At 32.2% G+C, this 22574-nt stretch carries 19 protein-coding genes and 1 tRNA gene; 13 read left to right on the forward strand and 7 right to left on the reverse strand.

Translation table 11 applies throughout. The annotated features are described in order from the left end of the window. Nucleotides 1–92 precede the first annotated feature (92 nt). Nucleotides 93–491 carry an SPOR domain-containing protein gene (locus tag V8G69_RS06495; protein ID WP_394881019.1) on the forward strand — a complete coding sequence of 133 codons (399 nt, stop codon included), beginning with the start codon at nt 93–95 and terminating at the stop codon, nt 489–491. Between the two features lie 74 nt (nt 492–565). Here the strand turns inward: V8G69_RS06495 and infB are convergent, their stop codons facing one another. Genes infB through rimP form a run of 3 tightly spaced genes read right to left on the reverse strand, consistent with a single transcriptional unit; the run spans nt 566 to nt 5090 of the window. Then, nucleotides 566–3355: a translation initiation factor IF-2 gene (infB, locus tag V8G69_RS06500; protein WP_394881020.1), complete on the reverse strand. Its 2790-nt coding sequence runs from the start codon at nt 3353–3355 to the stop codon at nt 566–568. A gap of 28 nt (nt 3356–3383) precedes the next feature. After that, nucleotides 3384–4616 carry a transcription termination factor NusA gene (gene nusA / locus V8G69_RS06505; protein WP_394881021.1) on the reverse strand — a complete coding sequence of 411 codons (1233 nt, stop codon included), beginning with the start codon at nt 4614–4616 and terminating at the stop codon, nt 3384–3386. A gap of 12 nt (nt 4617–4628) precedes the next feature. Continuing rightward, nucleotides 4629–5090 (reverse strand): ribosome assembly cofactor RimP, encoded by a 462-nt coding sequence (rimP, locus tag V8G69_RS06510; RefSeq protein ID WP_394881022.1) that lies wholly within the window; start codon nt 5088–5090, stop codon nt 4629–4631. A 144-nt stretch (nt 5091–5234) separates the two neighbouring features. Between rimP and V8G69_RS06515 the strand changes: the two genes are divergently transcribed. Next, nucleotides 5235–6062, forward strand: a complete 828-nt coding sequence (locus tag V8G69_RS06515) for a universal stress protein (RefSeq protein WP_394881023.1) — start codon at nt 5235–5237, stop codon at nt 6060–6062. 74 nt (nt 6063–6136) lie between these two features. Here V8G69_RS06515 and V8G69_RS06520 read toward each other — a convergent pair. Further along, nucleotides 6137–6209, reverse strand: a tRNA-Gln gene (locus V8G69_RS06520). Between the two features lie 243 nt (nt 6210–6452). On the opposite strand from V8G69_RS06520, the gene V8G69_RS06525 reads away from it, so the two are divergent. Both V8G69_RS06525 and V8G69_RS06530 read left to right on the forward strand, forming a co-directional pair. Then, nucleotides 6453–9749: a DUF2723 domain-containing protein gene (locus tag V8G69_RS06525; RefSeq protein WP_394881024.1), complete on the forward strand. Its 3297-nt coding sequence runs from the start codon at nt 6453–6455 to the stop codon at nt 9747–9749. Between the two features lie 2 nt (nt 9750–9751). Continuing rightward, nucleotides 9752–10402, forward strand: a complete 651-nt coding sequence (locus tag V8G69_RS06530) for a polysaccharide deacetylase family protein (protein ID WP_394881025.1) — start codon at nt 9752–9754, stop codon at nt 10400–10402. Here V8G69_RS06530 and V8G69_RS06535 read toward each other — a convergent pair. From V8G69_RS06535 to V8G69_RS06545, 3 genes are all read right to left on the reverse strand, one after another. Beyond that, entirely contained in the window at nt 10386–10682 is a 297-nt protein-coding gene (locus V8G69_RS06535) for a co-chaperone YbbN (RefSeq protein WP_188649607.1), read from the reverse strand. The two genes, V8G69_RS06530 and V8G69_RS06535, sit on opposite strands and share 17 nt — an antisense overlap. A gap of 163 nt (nt 10683–10845) precedes the next feature. Further along, nucleotides 10846–12081, reverse strand: coding sequence for a metallophosphoesterase (locus V8G69_RS06540; protein WP_394881026.1), 1236 nt, complete (start codon nt 12079–12081; stop codon nt 10846–10848). Nucleotides 12082–12187: 106 nt separating this feature from the next. After that, complete coding sequence (locus V8G69_RS06545) at nt 12188–12916, reverse strand: copper homeostasis protein CutC (protein WP_394881027.1); 729 nt, start codon at nt 12914–12916, stop codon at nt 12188–12190. Between the two features lie 129 nt (nt 12917–13045). Between V8G69_RS06545 and polA the strand changes: the two genes are divergently transcribed. The 9 genes from polA (at nt 13046) to V8G69_RS06590 (ending at nt 22529) form a co-directional block, all read left to right on the forward strand. Continuing rightward, nucleotides 13046–15901: a DNA polymerase I gene (gene polA, locus V8G69_RS06550; protein ID WP_394881028.1), complete on the forward strand. Its 2856-nt coding sequence runs from the start codon at nt 13046–13048 to the stop codon at nt 15899–15901. A gap of 116 nt (nt 15902–16017) precedes the next feature. Further along, nucleotides 16018–16842 (forward strand): T9SS type A sorting domain-containing protein, encoded by an 825-nt coding sequence (locus V8G69_RS06555; RefSeq protein ID WP_394881029.1) that lies wholly within the window; start codon nt 16018–16020, stop codon nt 16840–16842. 199 nt (nt 16843–17041) lie between these two features. Beyond that, a complete protein-coding gene (gene rplM, locus V8G69_RS06560) occupies nt 17042–17497 on the forward strand; it encodes a 50S ribosomal protein L13 (protein WP_394881030.1) in 456 nt (151 codons plus the stop codon). After that, nucleotides 17498–17884, forward strand: a complete 387-nt coding sequence (gene rpsI, locus V8G69_RS06565; protein WP_394881031.1) for a 30S ribosomal protein S9 — start codon at nt 17498–17500, stop codon at nt 17882–17884. It begins immediately after the preceding gene. 174 nt (nt 17885–18058) lie between these two features. Beyond that, complete coding sequence (gene rpsB / locus V8G69_RS06570) at nt 18059–18862, forward strand: 30S ribosomal protein S2 (protein ID WP_394881032.1); 804 nt, start codon at nt 18059–18061, stop codon at nt 18860–18862. A 91-nt stretch (nt 18863–18953) separates the two neighbouring features. Beyond that, nucleotides 18954–19778: a translation elongation factor Ts gene (gene tsf, locus V8G69_RS06575; RefSeq protein ID WP_394881033.1), complete on the forward strand. Its 825-nt coding sequence runs from the start codon at nt 18954–18956 to the stop codon at nt 19776–19778. A gap of 109 nt (nt 19779–19887) precedes the next feature. Next, nucleotides 19888–20595 carry a UMP kinase gene (pyrH, locus tag V8G69_RS06580; protein WP_394881034.1) on the forward strand — a complete coding sequence of 236 codons (708 nt, stop codon included), beginning with the start codon at nt 19888–19890 and terminating at the stop codon, nt 20593–20595. Nucleotides 20596–20640: 45 nt separating this feature from the next. After that, nucleotides 20641–21198: a ribosome recycling factor gene (gene frr / locus V8G69_RS06585; RefSeq protein WP_394881035.1), complete on the forward strand. Its 558-nt coding sequence runs from the start codon at nt 20641–20643 to the stop codon at nt 21196–21198. A gap of 104 nt (nt 21199–21302) precedes the next feature. Beyond that, entirely contained in the window at nt 21303–22529 is a 1227-nt protein-coding gene (locus V8G69_RS06590) for a hypothetical protein (protein ID WP_394881036.1), read from the forward strand. The last annotated feature ends 45 nt before the right edge of the window (nt 22530–22574 follow it).

Genomic DNA, 22574 nt, shown 5'->3' on the forward strand with positions numbered 1-22574 from the left:
GTTGATAATTGATAATTTAGAGAGATTCTAAATAATAAATTATATACTATTTCAGTTAATAACTTATACATTTGTAATAAATATTGATAAAAATGAAAACATTGAGTTTGAAAATTAGCCTTTTAGCATTTATTGGTTGTTTATTTTTAACAACTAATGGGTTTGCTCAACAGGGAAATGTAACCGTAAATCAAGATAAAAATATTGATGTTTTGTTGGATTTAAAAAAAGAAATGAACAAAACAGATAATGCAATTGACAGATATAAAATACAGGTTTATTCTGGAAATCGCTCTGATGCAGAAGCAACACAAAGTAAATTTAACTCAACTTTTGATAAATGGAAATCAAACATAGTATATGAATATCCAAATTTTAAAATTTGGGCGGGAAGTTTTACAACACGCTTAGAAGCTGACAGAGCTTTGAAAGAAGTGAAACAAAAATTTTCAAGTGCTTTCATTTTCAAACCTAAAAAGGAAATAAAATAACTCTTAAATAATTTAAAACAAAAAACACTTTCTGTTGAAAGTGCTTTTTTTTTTATACTCATAATTTATACTTATTATTTAAGTTTCTTTTTAACCTCAACTTCATGGAAGGCTTCAATTATATCACCCTCTTTTATGTCGTTATAGTTTTTAACCTGCATACCGCAATCATATCCTTTAGTTACTTCTTTAACGTCGTCTTTAAATCGTTTTAAAGAAGCTAATTCTCCAGTATATACAACAACACCATCTCTAATTAAACGCACTCCAGAATTTCTGAATATCTTACCATTTGTTACCATACAACCAGCAATGCTTCCAATTTTAGTAACTTTAAATATTTCTCTAATCTCAGCCGTTCCGGTAATTTCCTCTTTAAGCTCTGGAGACAACATACCTTCCATAGCGTCTTTAAGGTCATTAATAGCATCGTAAATAATAGAGTAAGTTCTAATATCAATTTCTTCTCTATCGGCAATCATTCTTGCATTTCCAACAGGGCGTACATTAAATCCAACTATAATAGCATCAGAAGCGGAAGCTAATAACACATCACTTTCAGTAATGGCACCTACACCTTTATGTAGAATATTAACCTGAATTTCTTCTGTTGATAATTTTTGGAATGAATCTGTTAATGCTTCAACAGAACCATCCACATCTCCTTTAAGAATGATGTTTAATTCTTGGAAATCTCCAAGAGCAATACGTCGACCTATTTCATCTAGTGTAATATGTCTTTGTGTTCTAACAGATTGCTCACGTTGCAATTGTGCTCTTTTAGCAGCTATTTGTTTGGCTTCACGCTCATCACGGAAAACATTAAACTTATCACCTGCTTGTGGTGCGCCATCTAATCCTAAAATCGATACAGGCGTTGATGGTCCAGCTTCAACAACATTGTTGCCACGTTCATCCTGCATAGCTTTTACCTTGCCACTATTTTTCCCTGCCAATACATAATCACCAACTCTTAAGGTTCCTGCTTGCACCAAAATTGTTGATACATAACCACGACCCTTATCTAAGAAGGCTTCAACTACAGTTCCGCTTGCTTGTTTATCAGGGTTCGCTTTAAGTTCAAGTAATTCGGCTTCAAGTAGTACTTTTTCTAAAAGCTCTTTTACGCCTGTTCCTTTTTTTGCTGAAATATCATGGGATTGAATTTTCCCTCCCCAATCTTCAACTAATAAATTCATTTGAGCAAGTCCTTCTTTAATTTTTTCTGGATTTGCGTCAGGCTTATCTATTTTATTAATCGCAAAAATGATTGGTACACCAGCTGCTTGAGCATGAGAAATGGCTTCCTTAGTTTGTGGCATAATATCATCATCAGCAGCTACAACAATAATTGCTAAATCTGTTACTTGCGCACCACGAGCACGCATAGCGGTAAACGCTTCGTGACCTGGTGTATCTAAAAATGCTATTTTTTGACCATTGTCAAGTTCTACACCATAAGCGCCAATATGTTGAGTGATTCCTCCAGATTCTCCAGCAATTACATTTTCTTTACGGATATAATCTAAAAGCGATGTTTTACCATGATCTACGTGACCCATTACTGTTACAATTGGTGCACGTGGTTTTAAATCTTCTTCGGTATCTTCAACTTCTTCAATAGATTCTTCTATTGCAGCAGTAACAAATTCTACTTGATAACCAAATTCTTCAGCAACAATACTAAGTGTTTCTGCATCCAATCGTTGGTTCATGGTTACCATCATACCAAGTGACATACATGCTGAAATAATTTGAGTTACAGGAACATCCATCATTGTTGCAACTTCACTTGCAGTAACAAACTCAGTAACTTTAAGAATTTTACTTTCTGCTGCTTCTTGCTCTAAGCTCTTTTCAGATTGTTCTCTATGATGTTCTCTTTTTTCTCTACGATATTTTGCTCCTTTTCCTTTATTAGATTTACCTTGAAGTTTTTCAAGCGTTTCTCTTACTTGCTTTTGAACATCTTCCTCGCTTGGTTCTTCTTTTAAAATTGGGCGTCTAGGACCTTGATTATTATTTCCTTTAAATCTATCTCCTGGTTTGTTTGGTCCGCCAGGTCTGTTTGGTCCACCAGGTTGTTGTACTCCTGGCTTATTTTGATCTCCTCCAGTTTGTGGCCCACCTACTTTACTAATACGACGACGCTTCTTTTTATTAGCATTGTCATTACCAGGTCTAGTTTCTGGTTTCTTTTCTTCCTTCTTTTTCTTTGGCTTATTGAATTGTGAAAGATCTATTTTATCTCCAGAAATTTTAGGACCTGTAAGCTTTTGATATTGAGTTTCTACTCTTTCATCAGGAACTAATATTCCTTCACTATTAAATATTTCACGTTTTGGCTCTGCAGGTTTGGTTTCTACAGGTTTTTGAACAGGTTCAGGTTTTGGCTTTTCAACAACAGGCTCTTCTTTGGCTATTACTGGTGCTGACTCTTCTTTTTTAGGAATTTCTTGAGCAACTTCTTTAGCTTCTTCTACTTGAGGAGCTGGAATTTCTTCTTTCTTTTTTGGCTCTAAATCAATTTTTCCAACGGCTTTTGGTCTTGAAATAATTGTAGAAGCTTTAATAATTTCTTCTTTTCTTGCCGCTTCCTTTTGTTTTTCCTCAAGTTCTCGTTCTCGTTGTTCACGTAATACTTCTTTCTCTTTAATTTTTGCCTCACTAACTTCTTGAGATGCTACTTTTTTGCTAGCATCTGTTTGAAATTCGTTTGAAAGAATTGCATGTACGTCTTCTGATATTTTAGTATTAGGACTTTTCTCTACATCAATGCCTTTAGATTCTAAAAAATCTACCGCACGATCTATAGAGATATTTAATTCCCTTAATACTTTATTTAATCTTACTGTGTCAGCCATAAATTGCCTTTAATATACCAAATTTATGTTATTCTTCAAATTCTTCTCTTAGAATTCTAATAACATCTCTAATTGTTTCTTCTTCTAAATCTGTTCTTTTTACTAAGTCTTCTACATCTTGTTCTAAGATGCTTTTTGCTGTATCAAGTCCAGCTTTACTGAATTCTTGAATAATCCATCCTTCAATTTCATCTGTGAATTCAGATAATTCAACATCTTCTTCTGCACCTTCTCTAAACACATCAATTTCATAACCAGTTAGTTGACCGGCTAAACGAATATTATGTCCACCTCTACCAATAGCTTTACTTACTTCTTCTGGTTTTAAAATAACTTCTGCACGTTTAGTTTCTTCATTAATTTTTATTGAAGTTACTCTTGCAGGGCTTAATGCTCTAGTTATGTATAGTTGTAAATTATTGGTGTAGTTAATAACATCAATATTTTCATTTCCTAACTCACGTACAATGCCATGTATTCTTGATCCTTTCATACCTACGCATGCTCCTACTGGATCAATTCTATCATCATATGAATCTACAGCTACTTTTGCTTTTTCGCCTGGAATTCTAACTACATTTTTAATAGTAATCAACCCATCAAAAACCTCAGGAATTTCTTGTTCAAATAATTTTTCTAAAAATGCTGGCGAACTTCTAGACATGATAATGGTTGGTTTTGCTCCTTTAAGCTCAACACTATCAATTACACCTCTTACGTTATCTCCTTTTCTAAAAAAGTCTGAAGGAATTTGTTTTTCTTTTGGAAGAATGATTTCATTGCCTTCATCATCTAATAAAATAACTGCTCTGTGACGAATATGATGAACCTCGGCAGTATATATTTCACCTACTAAATCTTTAAACTGTTTGTAAACAATTGTATTATCGTGTTCGTGAATTTTTGAGATTAAATTTTGGCGTAATGCTAAAATAGCTCTTCTTCCTAAATCTACTAATTTTACTTCTTCTGATACATCTTCGCCTACCTCAAAATCTGGTTCAATTTTGCGTGCTTCAGACAAAGAAATCTCTTGGTTTGGTTCTTTAACTTCTCCATCAGCAACCACAACGCGGTTTCTCCAAATTTCTAAATCGCCTTTATCAGGGTTAACAATAATGTCAAAATTATCATCGTCTCCAAATTTCTTTTTTAAGGCACTTCTAAAGACATCCTCTAAAATCGCCATTAACGTTACACGATCAATTAATTTATCGTCTTTGAATTCTGAAAACGATTCAATTAACGCAATATTCTCCATAACTCTTTTGAATTAAAATTTAATCATCACTTTTGCTTCTACAATATCACTATAAGCTAAATTAGCTTGTTTTACTACGGTTACTTTACCTTTTCCTTGCGGTTTTGGTTCTCTGGCTTTCCATTCTAACAAAATACCTTCTTCTGATACTCCTTTAAGAATGGCTTCAATTTTACCCGAAGTTGTTTTAACTTCAAAATCTCTCCCAATATTTTTTTTGTACTGTCTTTGATTAACTATAGGAGAAGTTGCGCCTGCCGAAGCTACTTCTAATGCAAAATCAACTTCTTCTCTATCTAGATTATGTTCAATGGCTCGGCTTACAAACATGCAGTCTTCAACGCTAACTCCATTGTCGCCATCAATTACAATATTTATTCTGTTGTCTTCAGAAATAGTCATGCCAATAAGAAACAAATCTGTTCTTTCCAACAGTGCCTTTTCCAGTAATTCTTTAACGGTATCTTTAAACATTTTTATTATAAAAAGAGGGGACTTTCCGTCCCCTCATTTCCTTTTTTTGCCTTACAACGGCGCAAATATATAATTTTTTAATTGATTTCTAAAGTAATATTCATAAATTTATAAGTATTAAAGCCTACTTAACACAAACCGAATATGAAAAAAATATTAATACCTACCGACTTTTCAGAGCAAGCTGAAAACGCTTTAAAAGTAGCTGCACAATTAGCTAAAAAGCATAATGCGGAAATTTATCTGCTTCATACGCTAGAGTTACCTATGCAAAAGATTGATCCTTTAAGCACTAGTCAAAGTTTACCAGAGGCCATGTATTTCATGCAATTAGCACATAAACATTTTGAAAGCTTATTAGAAAGAAAATATTTGAAGGGTTTAAATGTTCATGAAATTGTTGAATTTTATGAACCCTTTAGAGGTGTTTATCAAGTTTGCAAAAAACATGATATAGACTTAATAGTAATGGGATCGCATGGCACTAATAGCTTTAAAGAAATGCTAATTGGATCAAATACTGAAAAAATAGTCAGAACATCTGAAGTGCCTGTTTTAGTAGTTAAAAAAGAACACCCTGTATTTAAGGTTGACCATTTTGTATTTGCTTCAAATTTTAAAGACCATTACAAAACACCTTACCTTAAAGCAACTGAATTTGCTAAATTATTTAATGCTAAAATGCATCTTTTAATGGTTAATACTGCGGGGCATTTTATGACAACACATGACGCTAATGACCGCATGCACGAGTTTGCAAAAAGTGCTGATTTTGATAATTATACAGTTAACATTTATAATGACATAAATGTTGAAAAAGGAATCATGAGTTTTTCTCAATCTATTTCTGCCGACTTAATAGGTATGTGTACTCATGGCAGAAGAGGACTTTCAAACTTTTTTAATGGTAGCATTAGTGAAGATTTGGTTAATAATGCTCAACGCCCAGTACTAACTTTTAAGATTGAATAATCTTTTATAGTGAATTCAATTATTCCTAAAAATAAAAAACCCTAATCTTAATAAGATTAGGGTTTACAATTATGTTGGCTTACTAGGGCTCGAACCTAGACTCTTCTGGACCAAAACCAGACGTGTTGCCAGTTACACCATAAGCCAATGTGTAATTGAGGGTGCAAATTTAGCACAAAGTTTTATTTGCACAAGTATTTTTTTGAAAAATAATCACATGCCTCTACCATTTCTTCAAATTTAATATGGGTTAATTTGAATTACATTATCCTAATATTTTATCATTTCTTAAATTTATGTAAGAAATCAATTATGTTAACACAATCCAAATACTTATATTCATTACATATTTATTCTTAAATTCGCCATCATAAATAAATAAAAAATCAAATGACATATTTCAACTTTAAAAAATGGAACACCTTAACTGGTTGGTTCACTTTTTTAATAGCTTTTATAACTTATGGTTTAACAATTGAGCCCACTGTAAGTTTTTGGGATGCAGGAGAGTATATTTTAACATCATCAAAACTTCAGGTAGGACATCCTCCAGGAGCACCATTATTTCAAATGTTTGGAGCATTTTTTTCAATATTTACTTTTGGGAATAACCAACATGTAGGAATGATGCTAAATATGATGAGTGCCGTGGCTAGTGCATTTACTATTCTATTTATGTTCTGGACTATTACGCTTTTGCTCAAAAAAATGGTTATAAAAAACAAAGAATTGACTCAACAAAAAGCAATTGCTATTCTTGGTAGTGGCTTGGTTGGAAGTTTAGCTTTTACATTTACCGATTCTTTCTGGTTTAACGCTGTTGAGACAGAGGTTTATGCTATGGCAACTCTTATCATGTCAATTTTATTTTGGTTAGGTTTACGTTGGGAACAAGATATGAACAAACCAAGAGGTAACCGTTGGCTTATATTAATATCGTTTGTTATTGGATTATCGTTTGGAGTCCACTTTATGGGATTATTAACCATTCCGGCTATTGGGCTTATATATTATTTTAAAAATTATAAAACTGTCACACTTAAAAACTTCATTATTGCAAACTTGGTCTCTGTTGCTGTTTTGTTATTTGTTTTCAAACTTTTAGCACCAAACCTTTTAAAACTTTTTAGTGATTTTGAAATCTTCTTTGTAAATTCTGTAGGACTTCCTTTTAATTCAGGTTCAATTATTGCCGGGGTACTTTTGGTTGCCTTTATTTATTTTGGATTAAAATATACTCGCAAAAAAAATTACACCCATATTAATACAGGTATTCTTTGTATAAGCTTTATCATCATTGGTTTTTCTTCTTGGTTATTATTGCCAATTAGAGCCAATGCCAATGTGGTAATTAATGAAAACAATCCGTCAAGTGCCCGAGAGTTATTAGCCTATTATAACTTAGAACAATACCCGGAAACCCATTTGTTTTACGGACCTCAATTTACAGATCAGTATGCTTATCTTGATGAGAACGAACCATATGTTGATGATAAACCAAAATACGAAAAAGATGAAGCAAAAGGCAAATACGTTATTGTAAACGATTATAAAAACGCTAAACAAAATTATAATCATAAACAAGCTTCAATTCTTCCAAGAATGTGGAGTGCAGAACATGCCGAAAATTATATGATGTTTTCAGGTTATTTAGATTTTAAATTAAAACCTGATTACCAAATGCAAAATGAACTAAGAACACTTGTTACAAATTTTAAAAATGATGTTGCTAAAGGGAATGTTGATTATGAAGATTACAACAATTTTCTAAAACGTTACAAAAGTTATATTGAAGTTGAAAAACCTTCACTAGCTAGCAACATAGTTTACATGATACAATATCAATTAGGATATATGTATTGGCGCTATTTCATGTGGAATTTCACCGGACGGCAAGATGATATTCAAGGTAGATTAGACAATCATGGAAATTGGATTAGTGGTATTAAACCTATTGATAAATGGCATTTAGGCTTATCGCAAGACAACCTACCAAGTGATGTAAAGAATAATAAAGCAAGAAATACCTACTATTTTTTACCACTTATATTAGGTCTTATTGGGTTATTCTTTTTATTCAACAAAGACAAAAAACTGTTTTGGGTCATGTTGGTATTTTTCTTGTTTACAGGAGTAGCCATCCAATTTTACACCAATGTTCGTCCATTTGAACCAAGAGAACGAGATTATTCAGTTGTTGGCTCTTTTTATGTGTTTGCAATTTGGATTGGATTTGGTGTATTTGCCATATTTAATAGCTTAAAAAAATACTCATCTTCAAAATTTTTGGCACCAGCAATTACTATAGTTTGTTTAGTTTTAGTTCCCGGAATTATGGCTGCAAACAATTGGGATGACCATGATAGATCTGATAAATACACTGCCAAATCAATGGCCAAAATGTATTTAGATTCTTGCGGAAAAGATGGTATTTTATTTTCTATTGGCGACAATGACACCTTTGCGCTTTGGTATGCCCAAGAAATTGAAGGTTATAGAACAGACGTGAGAGTTGTAAACACAAGTTTATTTCAAACGGATTGGTATATTGATCAGATGAAACGAAGAGCTTATGATAGTGATCCTGTTCCATCTCAACTTACACATGACCAATATAAATATGGCACTAATGATTATATTATTAAAGAGCCAATTTTTAAAGACACTATTGAAGTAAAAGATCTCTTGAATTTTATAACAAGAAATGATGATGTTACTAAATATAAACACATTTTACAACAACAAGGAGTAGATATTAGCGGAATAAGAAACCAGGATTTAAATGCTAAATACTTGCCAACTGAGTTTTTAAGAATTCCTGTAAATAAAGAAAATGCTCTGAAATATGGCATTGTAAAACAAAAAGATGCCGATAAAATAGTGCCTTATATTGATATAAAAATTAAAGAAAGTGCGCTTTACAAAAACAGATTGTTAATGCTCGACATTGTTGCAAATAATGACTGGAAACGCCCTATTTATTTTACAGGTGGAAGTTTTGGTGATGATGATTACATCTGGATGAAAGACTATTTGCAACTGGATGGCATGTGCTACAAATTAGTTCCTATTAAAACGCCTGTTGATAAAGCAAACCCATTCGATATGGGAAGAGTAGATAGCGATTTAATGTATGAAAAAGTAAAAAAATGGGATTGGGGAAATAGTGGTAGCCCAGATATTTATCATGATCCAGAAACACGCAAAAACTCCATTTCTTACAGAGGCAATTTAGCCCGTTTAATTGAACAATTAATAAATGAAGATAAGCTAAAAAAAGCTGAAGAAATTGCAGATATAGCTATGGTTAACATGCCTGTTGAATACTACGGGTATTACACACTATTAGAACCATATATTAGTGCATATTACGAAGTTGGAAACAAAGAAAAGGCAGAAAAGCTCTTTAAAGATGTTGCAAAAAAATATCAAGAAAATCTAACATATTATAGCGGATTGACCAAAACCAATCAAGAGCATATGTTTGAAGATATTTATACCGACATTCAACGATATAAAAGTCTTGTGGATGTATTGATAACCTATGATAAAGAATTTGCAAAAACTGAAAGCGAAATATTTAATTCATATTTAAAACTTTTCAATCATTTTTATGAAGATGATTCATCTAACGAGAAGCACTCAGATATAGATATTCCAAATGATTCCAGTTTAGAAGCTAACTAAACATGACTTTAGTTCCTATAAAAACACCTTCAGTAGTTAAAAAAATGTTTCCAAATTATACTTGGAGCATTCCAACTACTGAAGATGTTATTTACTTGACTTTTGATGATGGCCCAACTCCTGAAATAACAGAATGGACTTTACAGCAGTTAAAAAAATTTAATGCAAAGGCAACATTCTTTTGTATAGGTAATAACATTGAAAAGTATCCAGATGTTTTTCAAAGTGTCATAGATCATGGTCATGCCATTGGCAATCATACGCATAACCATTTGAAAGGTTGGAAAACTTTAACCAAAGATTATATTGAAAATGTTTTAAAAGCCCATTCAGTAATAAACAATAAAGTATCTGGAAATAAACTTTTTCGCCCACCTTATGGAAGAATAAAACCTAAACAAGGTAAACAACTTAAAGAATTGGGATATCAAATTATTATGTGGGATGTTATTTCTTTTGATTGGGATAAAGAAGTTTCCAATGAAAAATGTTTGGAAAATGTTATTAAAAACTCAGATAAAGGAAGTATCATTGTATTTCATGATAGCGTAAAAGCTTCAAAAAACATGAAATATGCACTACCTAAAGTGCTAGAATATTACAGTAAACTGGGGTTTACTTTTAAATCGCTTGATTTTACAGGTATTGTTTAATAATACCTATTAAAGTGTTAGCATCTTGCTCACCGCTTTGGCGCCATTTCATTTCACCATTTTTATAAATAATTAATGTTGGCAAGCCTTTTACTCTTAGTGCTTCTGCTAACTCTTGGTTCTTTTCAACATCAATCTTTATCACTTTAGCCTTATCGCCAAGTGCTGCAGCTACATCTCTTAAAACCGGATGCATCGCTGTAGATTGATCATTCCATTCGGTAAAAAAATCTAACAAAACAGGAATGTCTATATCTATTAGTTCCCCAAATTTTGACATACTATATTATTTATTAGTCAAATGTACTTATACAAACCTACATATTTTTTTGATATTACCATTATTCGTTATGAAATAGGTTCAATTCCTTAACAAATTAAAAATAAACAATTTCATTATAATTTTAACATTTTACATCAAAAACTGGTGTAAATAAGCCTCATTATGCGTTACTTGTTCCTTTTTTAAGTTCTATAACCGTAATTTCTGGCCATATTCCAACTCTTCCCGGAAATGCATGGTACCCAAAACCTCTATTTACATTTATAAACCTTCCAAATTCAGTGTAAAGTCCTGCCCATTGTTTATACACATACTGCGAAGGACTCCATCTAAAAAATCCAGGGATTTCTATACCCATTTGAAGACCGTGCGTGTGCCCACTTAAAGTTAGATGATAATTAAAATCGTCATGCTTCACTTTATATTCCCAATGTGATGGATCATGTGACATTAAAATTTTAAAATCTTCCTTTTTTACTCCCTGTGAAGCTCTGTCCAAATCTCCAGCCTGATTAAAGCCTTTTCCCCAGTTTTCTATCCCAATTAAGGCAATTTTTTGGCCATCTCTTTCAATATATCTATGTTCATTTAACAACAAATCAAACCCAATTTTAGGATGCACATCTTTAACTGCCTGAAAATTTCTTGCTTTATCTTCTTTTGAATCCCATTCTACATAATCACCATAATCATGATTTCCTAAAATAGAAAACTTGCCATAAGGGGCTTCGAAATTTTTAAAAGCATCAATCCAAGCGTCCATTTCATCAGCTTTATTATTAACAATATCGCCTGTAAAAAGAAGCAAATCAGACTTTTGCTGGTTAATTAAATCAATTCCATACTGAATTTTATCAGGGTTTGTAAAACTCCCCGAATGAATGTCTGAAATTTGGGTAATTGTAAACCCATCAAAAGCTTCTGGTAAATCTTCAAAAGACAACTGATATTTTAAAACTTTATAATTATATCTTCCTTGAACAATTCCGTATATAAACGATGCAAAAGGGATTGCTGCCAAACCTAAGGCTAGCCTTGAAATAAACAATCTTCTGCTTGGAATAGGTTTTGTAGCTCCACTTGAAAAATAAGATATTATTTTTTGAAAAACCCTAACAACATCTTCACCAAACATGACTATTACAATAACCAATTTTGGAATAAAAAATGTTAGTACAAGCCCTAAAGCTAGCTGAAAACCTTTTGTTTGGCCAGCACTTCTAGGCGTTGAGTAAAGCGTATAAAACAAATTTATATAAATTGCTAGAGCAATAAGTATCCAAGCAATTTTTATATATCTGTTTTTTGTATTGGTTTTAATTGCTTGAAAGGCATAAAGCTCAACTAAAAAAAAGATTATTGAAAAAATAATAAGCGCAACAAAAAATCTGGACATGGCAACTTTTTTTCAAATTTAAAAAGTTAAAGATACAATTACGTGTATTGAATGTAAGATTAACAATTTATTAAATCGTAACTATCATCTAAAAATATATCAATAATCATTTTGCTTTTATAACATCTATTATTTTTTTCATAATAGTTATATCAGAATATGTTTTAATTGTTTCATCAAAAAGCTTACTACTATTCATTGAAACTGCTGGCAATTTATTTACAATTTCTATTTTTGAAGCAGAAAGATGTATCTCAGAAAATCCAGCATCTTTAAACAATATGGCATTGTTTACATTAATACCGCCGCCTGGTAATATTATAATTTTATTTTTTGCTCTTTCTTTTAATTCAGTAAGTAATGTGATTCCTTTTTGTGAAGACCCTTTTTGTCCAGATGTAAGAACCCTATTAACTTTTAATTTTATTAACTGTTCTAAAGCTTCGTTTGGATTTGGAACCCAGTCAAATGCGCGATGAAATGTAAATTGTAATGGATAAGATAATTGAAAAAGTTCTTTGGTCCTATCAATATCAATAGTGTTATCTTCATTCAACACACCAGAAACAATACCTGCACAACCTAAATCCTTGCAAAGTTGAATATCTTGTTTCATAATTTCAAAATCCTCTTCGCTATATGTAAAATTCCCGCTTCTTGGACGAATTAACACAAATACAGGAATAGATAATTTTTCAACAACCTTTTTTATTAGTCCAAAGGAAGGAGTTATACCGCCAACTGCTAATTCACTAAACAATTCAATACGGTGCGCGCCTGCTTTTTCTGCATTGATTGCCGATTCAAAAGAGTTTGCACACACTTCTACAGTCATAATTTTTCAAATATGTTATCAAAGATAGCTATTACATAAAATTCAACTATTATTTAAATAACAATAATCAATTAATTTCTATTCGGTAATAACTTTTTGTAGTTTTGGTTTTCTATCAAAATAAACACTATGTCAGATCAAAAACGCCTCTTCTTAGTTGACGCTTATGCCTTAATTTTTCGTGGGTATTATGCCTTTATAAAAAATCCTAGAATAAATTCGAAAGGAACAGATACCTCGGCCATTATGGGTTTCATGAATTCATTACTTGATGTCATTAAACGAGAACGTCCAGACCATTTAGCCGTTTGTTTCGATAGAGGTGGCAGCGTTGACCGTGTTGAAATGTTTGAAGCTTATAAAGCCAACAGAGATGAAACTCCTGAAGCGATAAAAATAGCTGTTCCTTATATTGAACAAATTTTAAAAGCCATGCATATTCCTATCATGGTTAAGGAAGGATTTGAGGCAGATGACGTGATTGGAACGCTTTCAAAACAGGCCGAAAAAGAAGGCTATAAAACCTTTATGGTAACACCAGATAAAGATTTTGCTCAATTAGTAAGTGATAATATATTTATGTATCGCCCAGTTTTTGGTGGTGGTTATGAAACTTGGGGAATTGAAGAAGTAAAGAAAAAATTTGAAATTGAAGACCCCCTACAAGTTATTGACTTTTTGGGCATGATGGGAGACTCTAGTGATAACATTCCTGGGCTTCCTGGTGTTGGTGAAAAAACAGCAAAAAAATTGTTGACCGAATATGGCAGTATGGAAAATCTTTTAGCAAATACGCACGAGCTTAAAGGGAAAATGAAAGAAAACATAGAAGCCAATAAAGAGCTGGGAATGCTTTCAAAAAAATTGGCTACAATTATGCTAGATGTTCCTGTTGAATTTGACGCAAAAGATTTTGAATTAGACCAACCTGATATTGCTAAAGTAACAGAGATTTTTGAAGAACTAGAATTCAGACAATTACTGGTTAATTTTCAAAAAACATTTTCATTTGAAAATGAAACAAAAATAGCAGAACCTTCAAGCAATCAAACAACAACTGAAGGCCAAAAAATTGAAACTAAAAAACCTGCCTCAAAAGCTGGTGCAGGTCAATTCTCCTTATTTGGAGGCGATGAAAATGATAATGATGTTATAATATCCCATAGCAGCAGAAATACTGCTGAAACAACATCTCATTTTTATCAGAGTATCGCTTCTGGAATGGCTACAAAACTTTTTGTTCAAAATTTGTTAAAGCAAACCAGTGTATGTTTTGATACTGAAACTACGAGCATTAATCCTATTACAGCCGAATTGGTTGGAATTGCATTTTCTTGGGAAGTTGGTAAAGGTTATTATTTGCCATTTCCAGAAAATAAAGACGAAGCTCAAGTTTTAATAGAACAATTACGTCCTTTTTTTGAAAACGATGCTATTCAAAAAGTTGGGCAGAATTTAAAATATGATATTAAAGTTCTTCGTAAATACAACATAAAAGTAAAAGGAACGCTTTTCGACACCATGTTAGCACATTATCTTATCAATCCAGATATGCGCCATAATATGGATGTGCTGGCAGAAACCTATTTAAATTACACACCAATATCTATAGAAACACTTATTGGGAAAAAAGGAAAAAACCAACTCACAATGAGAGAAGTTCCTTTAGAAAAACAAACTGAATATGCTGTTGAAGATGCTGATATAACATTGCAATTAAAAGAACATTTTGAGAAAGAATTAGGTGAAGCCAATACACAAAAGCTTTTTGATGAGATCGAAATTCCATTGCTTCGCGTTTTAGCCGACATGGAATTAGAAGGCATTAATCTAGATGAAGCATTTCTTAATTCATTATCTAAACAATTAGATAGTGATATAAAAACCTTAGAATCAAATATTTATAAAGAAGCAGGAGAAGAATTTAATATTGCTTCGCCAAAACAATTGGGCGATATTTTATTTGAAAAACTAAAACTGATTGACAAACCTAAAAAGACTAAAACAGGGCAATATGCAACTAGTGAAGATATATTAAGTTATCTGGCAAAGGACCATGAAATTATTCAACATATTTTAGACTATCGTGGATTAGCAAAATTAAAAAGCACTTATGTTGATGCATTACCAACTCAGGTAGAACCCTCTACAGGACGTGTTCATACCGATTATATGCAAACTGTTGCAGCAACCGGACGTTTAAGCAGTAATAATCCGAATCTTCAAAATATTCCAATTAGAACAGAACGTGGTCGTCAGGTGCGAAAAGCATTTATTCCAAGAGATGAGAACTATATTTTGTTAGCAGCGGATTATTCACAAATTGAACTTCGTATTATAGCTGCATTAAGCAAAGAAGAGAATATGATTAATGCTTTTAAACATGGTGAAGATATTCATGCATCAACAGCATCCAAAGTATTCAATGTCCCATTATCTGAAGTAACTCGTGAGCAACGAAGCAATGCGAAAACAGTCAATTTCGGAATCATTTATGGCGTTTCTGCTTTTGGATTAAGCAATCAAACCGATTTAACAAGAGGTGAGTCAAAAGAATTAATAGACACATATTATGAAACCTATCCGAAATTGAGGAAATACATAAATGATCAAATTCATTTCGCCAGAGAACATGGATATGTACAAACAGTTTTAGGAAGAAGACGATATTTAAACGATATCAATTCAAGGAATGCTGTGGTTAGAGGTGCTGCCGAACGAAATGCTGTAAATGCACCAATTCAAGGTAGTGCAGCCGATATTATTAAAATTGCCATGATACATATTCATGATAAGCTAGAAGCAGGCAACTACAAAACCAAAATGTTATTACAGGTACACGACGAATTGGTTTTTGATGTTTATAAACCAGAATTAGATACTATTAAAACATTAGTGAAAACAGAAATGGAAAATGCTTATACTTTAGAAGTTCCGCTTGATGTTGATTTAGGTATTGGAAATGACTGGTTAGAAGCACATTAATGTGATTTTGTTAACTAACTGAACCGTAGCACTTTTTTTAGTTGTTTCATGATTAATATCATTTTCTGATTCATGAAAATGTTGTCAATTTGGTCTAACATCAAATTTAGGCAATCATGAAAACAAAAATAATCATACTAATAGGACTAATATTTTTTTCCTCTGAATTTCTTTATGCACAAACAGATGGAACTTTAACTTTTAATTTTACACAAGGTTCACCAGCTAACACTGCAGATGGTGGTGTTGTATTGGCTGTTTGGATTCAAAACGGAACAACATTTGTAAAAACAAACAATCGTTATTTAAGTAATGGGACAAAAGATCACTTGCCAATCTTTGGTGCTAAAGCAGGTTGGACTACTGTAAATAATTCTATGACAGCTAATGTTGTAGATGCTATTACAGGTGCCACTCGTAAAAGTGGAACTACTCCTGCTGCATTGGGTCCTTATTCCATAACTTGGAATGGTACAGATGTTAATGGTTCAGTAGTGGCAGATGGGACTTATACTGTTTGGTATGAAGCTACATGGACAGATGGCAGCAGTAATACCCATGATTTTGTTAATACTGGGTTTGCCTTTACAAAAGGAACTTCAATCACTACTACTAATCCTGGAAATGTAGGGCCATTATCTGCGATGACAATTACTTGGACACCAACAGCTTTAAGCCTTGATAGTGTTTATAAAACTAAAGTATCTATCTACCCTAATCCTAGCAATGGTATTATTAACGTATTGTACGATGATATTCCTGTAAGCAAAATTAATGTAGTAAATATATTTGGACAAGTTGTAAAATCCATAAAAATAGATCCTTCAAAATCTAAAAAAAGTCAAAGTATTGATTTATCAGATAATGCTAATGGCATTTATATTATCAATGTTTCAACAAATGAAACTTCTTCAAGTTATAAAGTGTTATTAAATAATTAAAAAATGAAAATATTATTTTAACTGATTACAATTTTTAATTGATAATAAAATAGTATTAATCATTAGTTTTACTCTAGATTTTTCTAACAATCAAATAGCTTATAAAAATTATAGCATACTATTTGGTAATCAAATAGATTATCGTAAATTTGCAAACTCTTTTTGAAAGAGGAATGTTTAATTTGAAAAAATAATAAGTGTGGATACATTAAGCTACAAAACAATTTCAGGCAACAAAGCTACTGCTAACAAGGAGTGGTTATTGGTTGATGCTGAATCGCAAAGCTTAGGTCGTTTAGCTTCAAAAGTTGCAAAACTATTAAGAGGTAAACACAAACCTAACTTCACACCACATGCTGATTGCGGTGATAACGTAATTGTTATCAATGCCGAAAAAATCAACTTAACAGGAAACAAGTGGAACGATAAAACGTACATTCGTCACACAGGTTATCCAGGTGGTCAAAGAAGCTTATCTGCTACAGAAATGTTTGGAAAAGATCCAGCAAGATTAGTAGAAAAGTCAGTTAAAGGAATGTTACCTAAAAACAAATTAGGTGCAGATTTATTCCGTAATTTAAATGTTGTTGTTGGTTCAGCTCATACTCACGAAGCTCAAAAGCCAAAAACAATTAACTTAAACGAATTCAAGTAAATGGAAGTAATTCACAAAATTGGCCGTAGAAAAACGGCTGTTGCTCGTGTTTATGTTGTTCCAGGTAAAGGTAACATCACAGTAAACAAAAAAGAATTGAATGCTTACTTCACTACGTCTACGTTACAATACAAAGTAAACCAACCATTAGCTATGACTAATAACGAAGGTAACTTTGATATTACAGTAAATGTACTAGGAGGAGGTATTACTGGTCAAGCAGAAGCAGTTCGTTTAGCAATTTCTCGCGCAATGTGCGAAGTAGATGCTGAAAACAGATTGACTTTAAAACCAGAAGGATTATTAACAAGAGACCCAAGAATGGTTGAACGTAAAAAATTCGGTCAGAAAAAAGCGCGTAAGAAATTCCAATTCTCTAAACGTTAATATCAAATTAGCTGCTTTACTTTTTATAGTATTCAGCACAAAGAAAAAATTAAACCAGTTATTGTTGTCCATGACCTAAAAGTCAGGATTTAGTTAAGCATCTAAATGGTTAAGGCGATTTAAAAAAATGACCACTTAATCATTGCTAATCAACAGAACGTAAACTATTACAAAATGGCAAAAGTAGAAGTAAAAGAATTACTTGAAGCAGGTGTTCACTTCGGTCACCTCACACGTAAGTGGGATCCAAACATGGCTCCTTACGTATATATGGAGCGCAATGGTATCCATATTATCAACCTTTATAAAACAGCAGCTAAAATAGAAGAAGCAGGAGCAGCGCTTAGCAAAATTGCTAACTCTGGCCGTAAAATTTTATTTGTTGCAACAAAAAAACAAGCAAAAGATATAGTTGCTGAAAAAGCAACAGCAATCAACATGCCTTACATCACTGAAAGATGGCCAGGTGGTATGTTAACTAACTTTGTTACTATTAGAAAAGCCGTTAAAAAAATGGCTTCAATTGATAGAATGAAGAAAGACGGTACTTTTTTAACGCTTTCTAAAAAGGAACGTTTACAAGTAGATCGTTTAAGAGCTAAGTTAGAAAAAAACTTAGGTTCTATTAGTGACATGACACGTTTACCAGGGGCATTATTTGTTGTTGACATCAAACGTGAGCACATAGCAATTAAAGAAGCACAAAAATTAAACATTCCAATTTTTGCAATGGTAGATACCAACTCAGACCCACGTCAAGTTGATTATGTTATCCCAGCAAATGATGACGCTTCAAAATCAATTGATAAAATTTTAACTCATGTTACAAATTCAATCAGTGAAGGATTATTAGAACGTAAAGCTGAAAAAGATGCTTCAGAAGAAGGCGATGATACTTTTAACGATGAAGTAGTTGCAACTGAAAAAGCAAATGCATTAGCAAAAGCTAAGAAATTTGTTGCTGAAGAAGAAGAATAAATAATATTAATATAACATACATTAAGTCGTTTAATTCTTTTCTTTATAGAAACCAATTGAACGACTTTTTAAATTTTTAAAAAATAAATCTATGGCAAATATAACCGCTGCTGAAGTAAACAAATTAAGACAAACTACTGGTGCAGGAATGATGGATTGTAAAAAAGCTTTAGTTGAAGCTGAAGGAGATTTTGAAAAAGCTATTGAAATTTTACGTAAAAAAGGTCAAAAAGTTGCAGCTAACAGAGCAGACAGAGCGTCAACCGAAGGTGCTGCAATTGCAAAAGTAAGCGACGACAAAACTGTTGGCGTTGCTATTGTATTAGGATGTGAAACTGACTTTGTTGGTAAAAATGAAAGCTTTGTAAATTTAGCTAACCAATTAGCTGAATTAGCTTTTAATTATGCTTCGAAAGAAGAATTTTTATCTGCCGATTTTGGTGGCCTTTCTGTAGCTGAAAAATTAATTGAACAAACAGGTGTTATTGGTGAAAAATTAGAGATCACTGCATTTGAAAAAATTCAAGCTCCTTTTGTTGGTTCATACATACATTCTGGAAACAAAATCGCAACCTTAGTAGGTTTATCTGCTAGTGTTGACGGATCTGAAACTGTAGCTAAAGACGTTGCAATGCAAGCTGCTGCAATGAATCCTATTGCATTAGACCAAGATGCAGTTGATGCTTCTATTATTGATAAAGAAATTGAAATCGCTAAAGATCAATTACGTCAAGAAGGAAAACCAGAAGCCATGTTAGACAATATCGCTAAAGGTAAATTAAACCGTTTCTTTAAAGACAATACATTAGTAAATCAAGATTTTATTAAAGACAGCAAATTAAGTGTAGCTGATTATGTAAAATCAATTGGTAAAGATGTAAAAGTTGTAAACTTTAAAAGAGTTGCTTTAGGTTAATCTTAAAGTATAACCATATTTTAAAAAGCTTCTCATTAATTTGAGAGGCTTTTTTTATAATTTAAAAACAAAAAAAATTATGTAATTTTGCTAAACTTTTAAAGACGTTATGAAGTACAAAAGAATCCTACTAAAATTATCTGGTGAAGCCTTAATGGGAACCCGCCAATATGGTATTGACCCAGAGCGATTATCAGAATATGCCCAAGACATTAAATCAATAACAGACCAAGGTGTAGAAGTAGCCATTGTTATTGGTGGTGGAAACATTTTTAGAGGTGTAGCTGGTGCTAGCAAAGGTATGGATAGAGTACAAGGAGATCATATGGGTATGCTTGCAACTGTAATAAATGGTTTGGCATTACAAAGTGCTTTAGAAAATGCCGGAATTCCTACTCGATTACAATCTGCCATTAAGATTAACGAAGTAGCAGAACCATTTATAAGAAGAAGAGCCATACGACATTTAGAAAAAGGGCGTGTTGTTATTTTTGGTGGTGGTACTGGAAATCCCTATTTTACTACAGATTCTGCAGCAGTTTTAAGAGCTATAGAAATTGAAGCCGATGTTATTTTAAAAGGAACCCGTGTAGACGGTATTTATAATGTAGACCCAGAAAAAGATTCAAAAGCCATTAAATTTGATACTATTTCTTTCGACGAAGTTATTAGAAAAGGATTGAAAGTCATGGATACAACAGCGTTTACATTAAGCCAAGAAAACGAACTACCAATTATTGTATTTGATATGAATAAAAAAGGAAACTTGTTTAAAGTAGTTTCTGGCGAAAATATTGGTACAGAAGTTAATTGTTAAACAGTATCGTTTTTTATATTAATTGAAATTTAAAGTTTTATAATAATGAATGAAGACATACAATTCATTTTAGACTCAGCACAGGAGTCTATGGATAATGCCCTTAAGCATTTAGAAAAACAATTAGCAAATATTAGAGCAGGAAAAGCAAGTCCGGCAATGTTAGGAAGTGTTATGGTTAATTATTATGGTTCTCAAACACCATTAAGCCAAGTTTCCAATGTGAATACACCAGACGGGAGAACTATTACGGTTCAACCTTGGGAAAGAAGTATGCTTCAAGAAATTGAAAAAGGTATTATGATTGCCAATTTAGGCTTCAACCCTATGAATAATGGAGAAACAATAATTATTAATGTTCCACCATTAACAGAAGAACGTCGTAGAGACCTTGCAAAACAGGCCAAAGCTGAAGCTGAAGATGCTAAAATTGGTGTTAGAAGCGCTAGAAAAGATGCCAATAATGAAATTAAAAAATCTGATGATGTCTCTGAAGATCTTAAAAAGAATGCAGAAATTGATATACAACATTTAACAGATAAATACGTTAAAAAAATTGATGATATTCTTGAAGTCAAAGAGAGAGAAATCATGACAGTATAAATTAAGAAGCGACATTTAAGTCGCTTCTTTTTTAAATATTTAATTTTTCATTTTTAGCAATGTTGAAAATAGGCACATTTTTTTTCTTAATTATATTTTCAAGTGTGCTGTACTCACAAAATGACTCATTAAACTCTTCAATAAAAGAAAAGGACACTTTAAAGCAAAGCGAGTTTTTTAAACAGTTAGGAAATGGTTACTTCCCAACGAAATATTTTAACTTCGATTTAAAATACTTGATAAAGTATAACCAGTATGAAGCCTTAAGAACTGGACTTGGAGGCATTACTAATGACGCCTTTTCAAAAAAACTTAGATTAAACACTTATGTAGTTTATGGTTTTAGAGACCATAGGTTTAAATATAGCTTTGGTGCTGGCCTAAGAATAAATGAAAAAACAAATACTTGGATAAATGCTTCATATACAGATGATTTACAAGAATCTGGAAGTTCAATATTTTTAACAGATAAGCGTTTTTTTCAATTATTCGAGCCCCGTTTATTAAACATAAGTTTATTTCACAAGCATACAACAAGAGCAGTTTCGATAGAACATCAGTTTAGTCCAAAAATTCAAACCGAAACTCAGCTAGCTCTTAGTTATATAGTTCCAACTTACAACTATGCATTCGAAATAAATGGTAATGATTACGAAACTTTTCATCTAAGTTTATTAAAAACATCGTTACAATGGGATCCGTTTAGCAAATTTGAATTGGTAAATAACAGTTACAAGGAGGTAAAAAACGGCTACCCAAAATTTACACTTCAATACACTAAAAGTATAAAAGATTTAAGTGAAAATAATTTTAGTTTCTACAAAATTGATTTTAGGACTGTCCATCAAATAAAACACGCGAACAATTCACTTTCTGAACTAATAATAGTGTCTGGAATAACAAAAGGAGAGACTCCGTTAACGCATTTATACCATGCATATCCAAACAATCTAAACAAAGAAACCATATTACAACGTTTTTCAGTTGCTGGCATCTCCAGTTTTGAAACCATGTTTTTTAATGAGTTTTTTTCAGACAAACTCATAACCGCACAATTTAAACACTACTTCAATCCTTTTGATATTTCGTCAAGATTTAAACCACAACTCGTATTAATTTCAAGATATGCCTTAGGTGATATAAATAATATGGAAAGGCACCAAAATATTAGTTTTGATAAATTAAATAAAGGTTATACCGAGTCTGGTTTCGAACTCAATAAACTGTTATATGGCTTTGGGTTAAGTTTCACATATCGCTATGGAGCTTATCATTTACCAGATATTGGCGACAATATTGCCTTTAAGTTTACATTTAACTTAACATTATAACGCTAAAACCCATCTAATACATAGTTTTTTCTACCTTTGCCAATC

This window comes from Gaetbulibacter sp. M235 (assembly GCF_043876835.1).
In the GTDB taxonomy this organism is placed as follows: Bacteria; Bacteroidota; Bacteroidia; order Flavobacteriales; family Flavobacteriaceae; genus Yeosuana.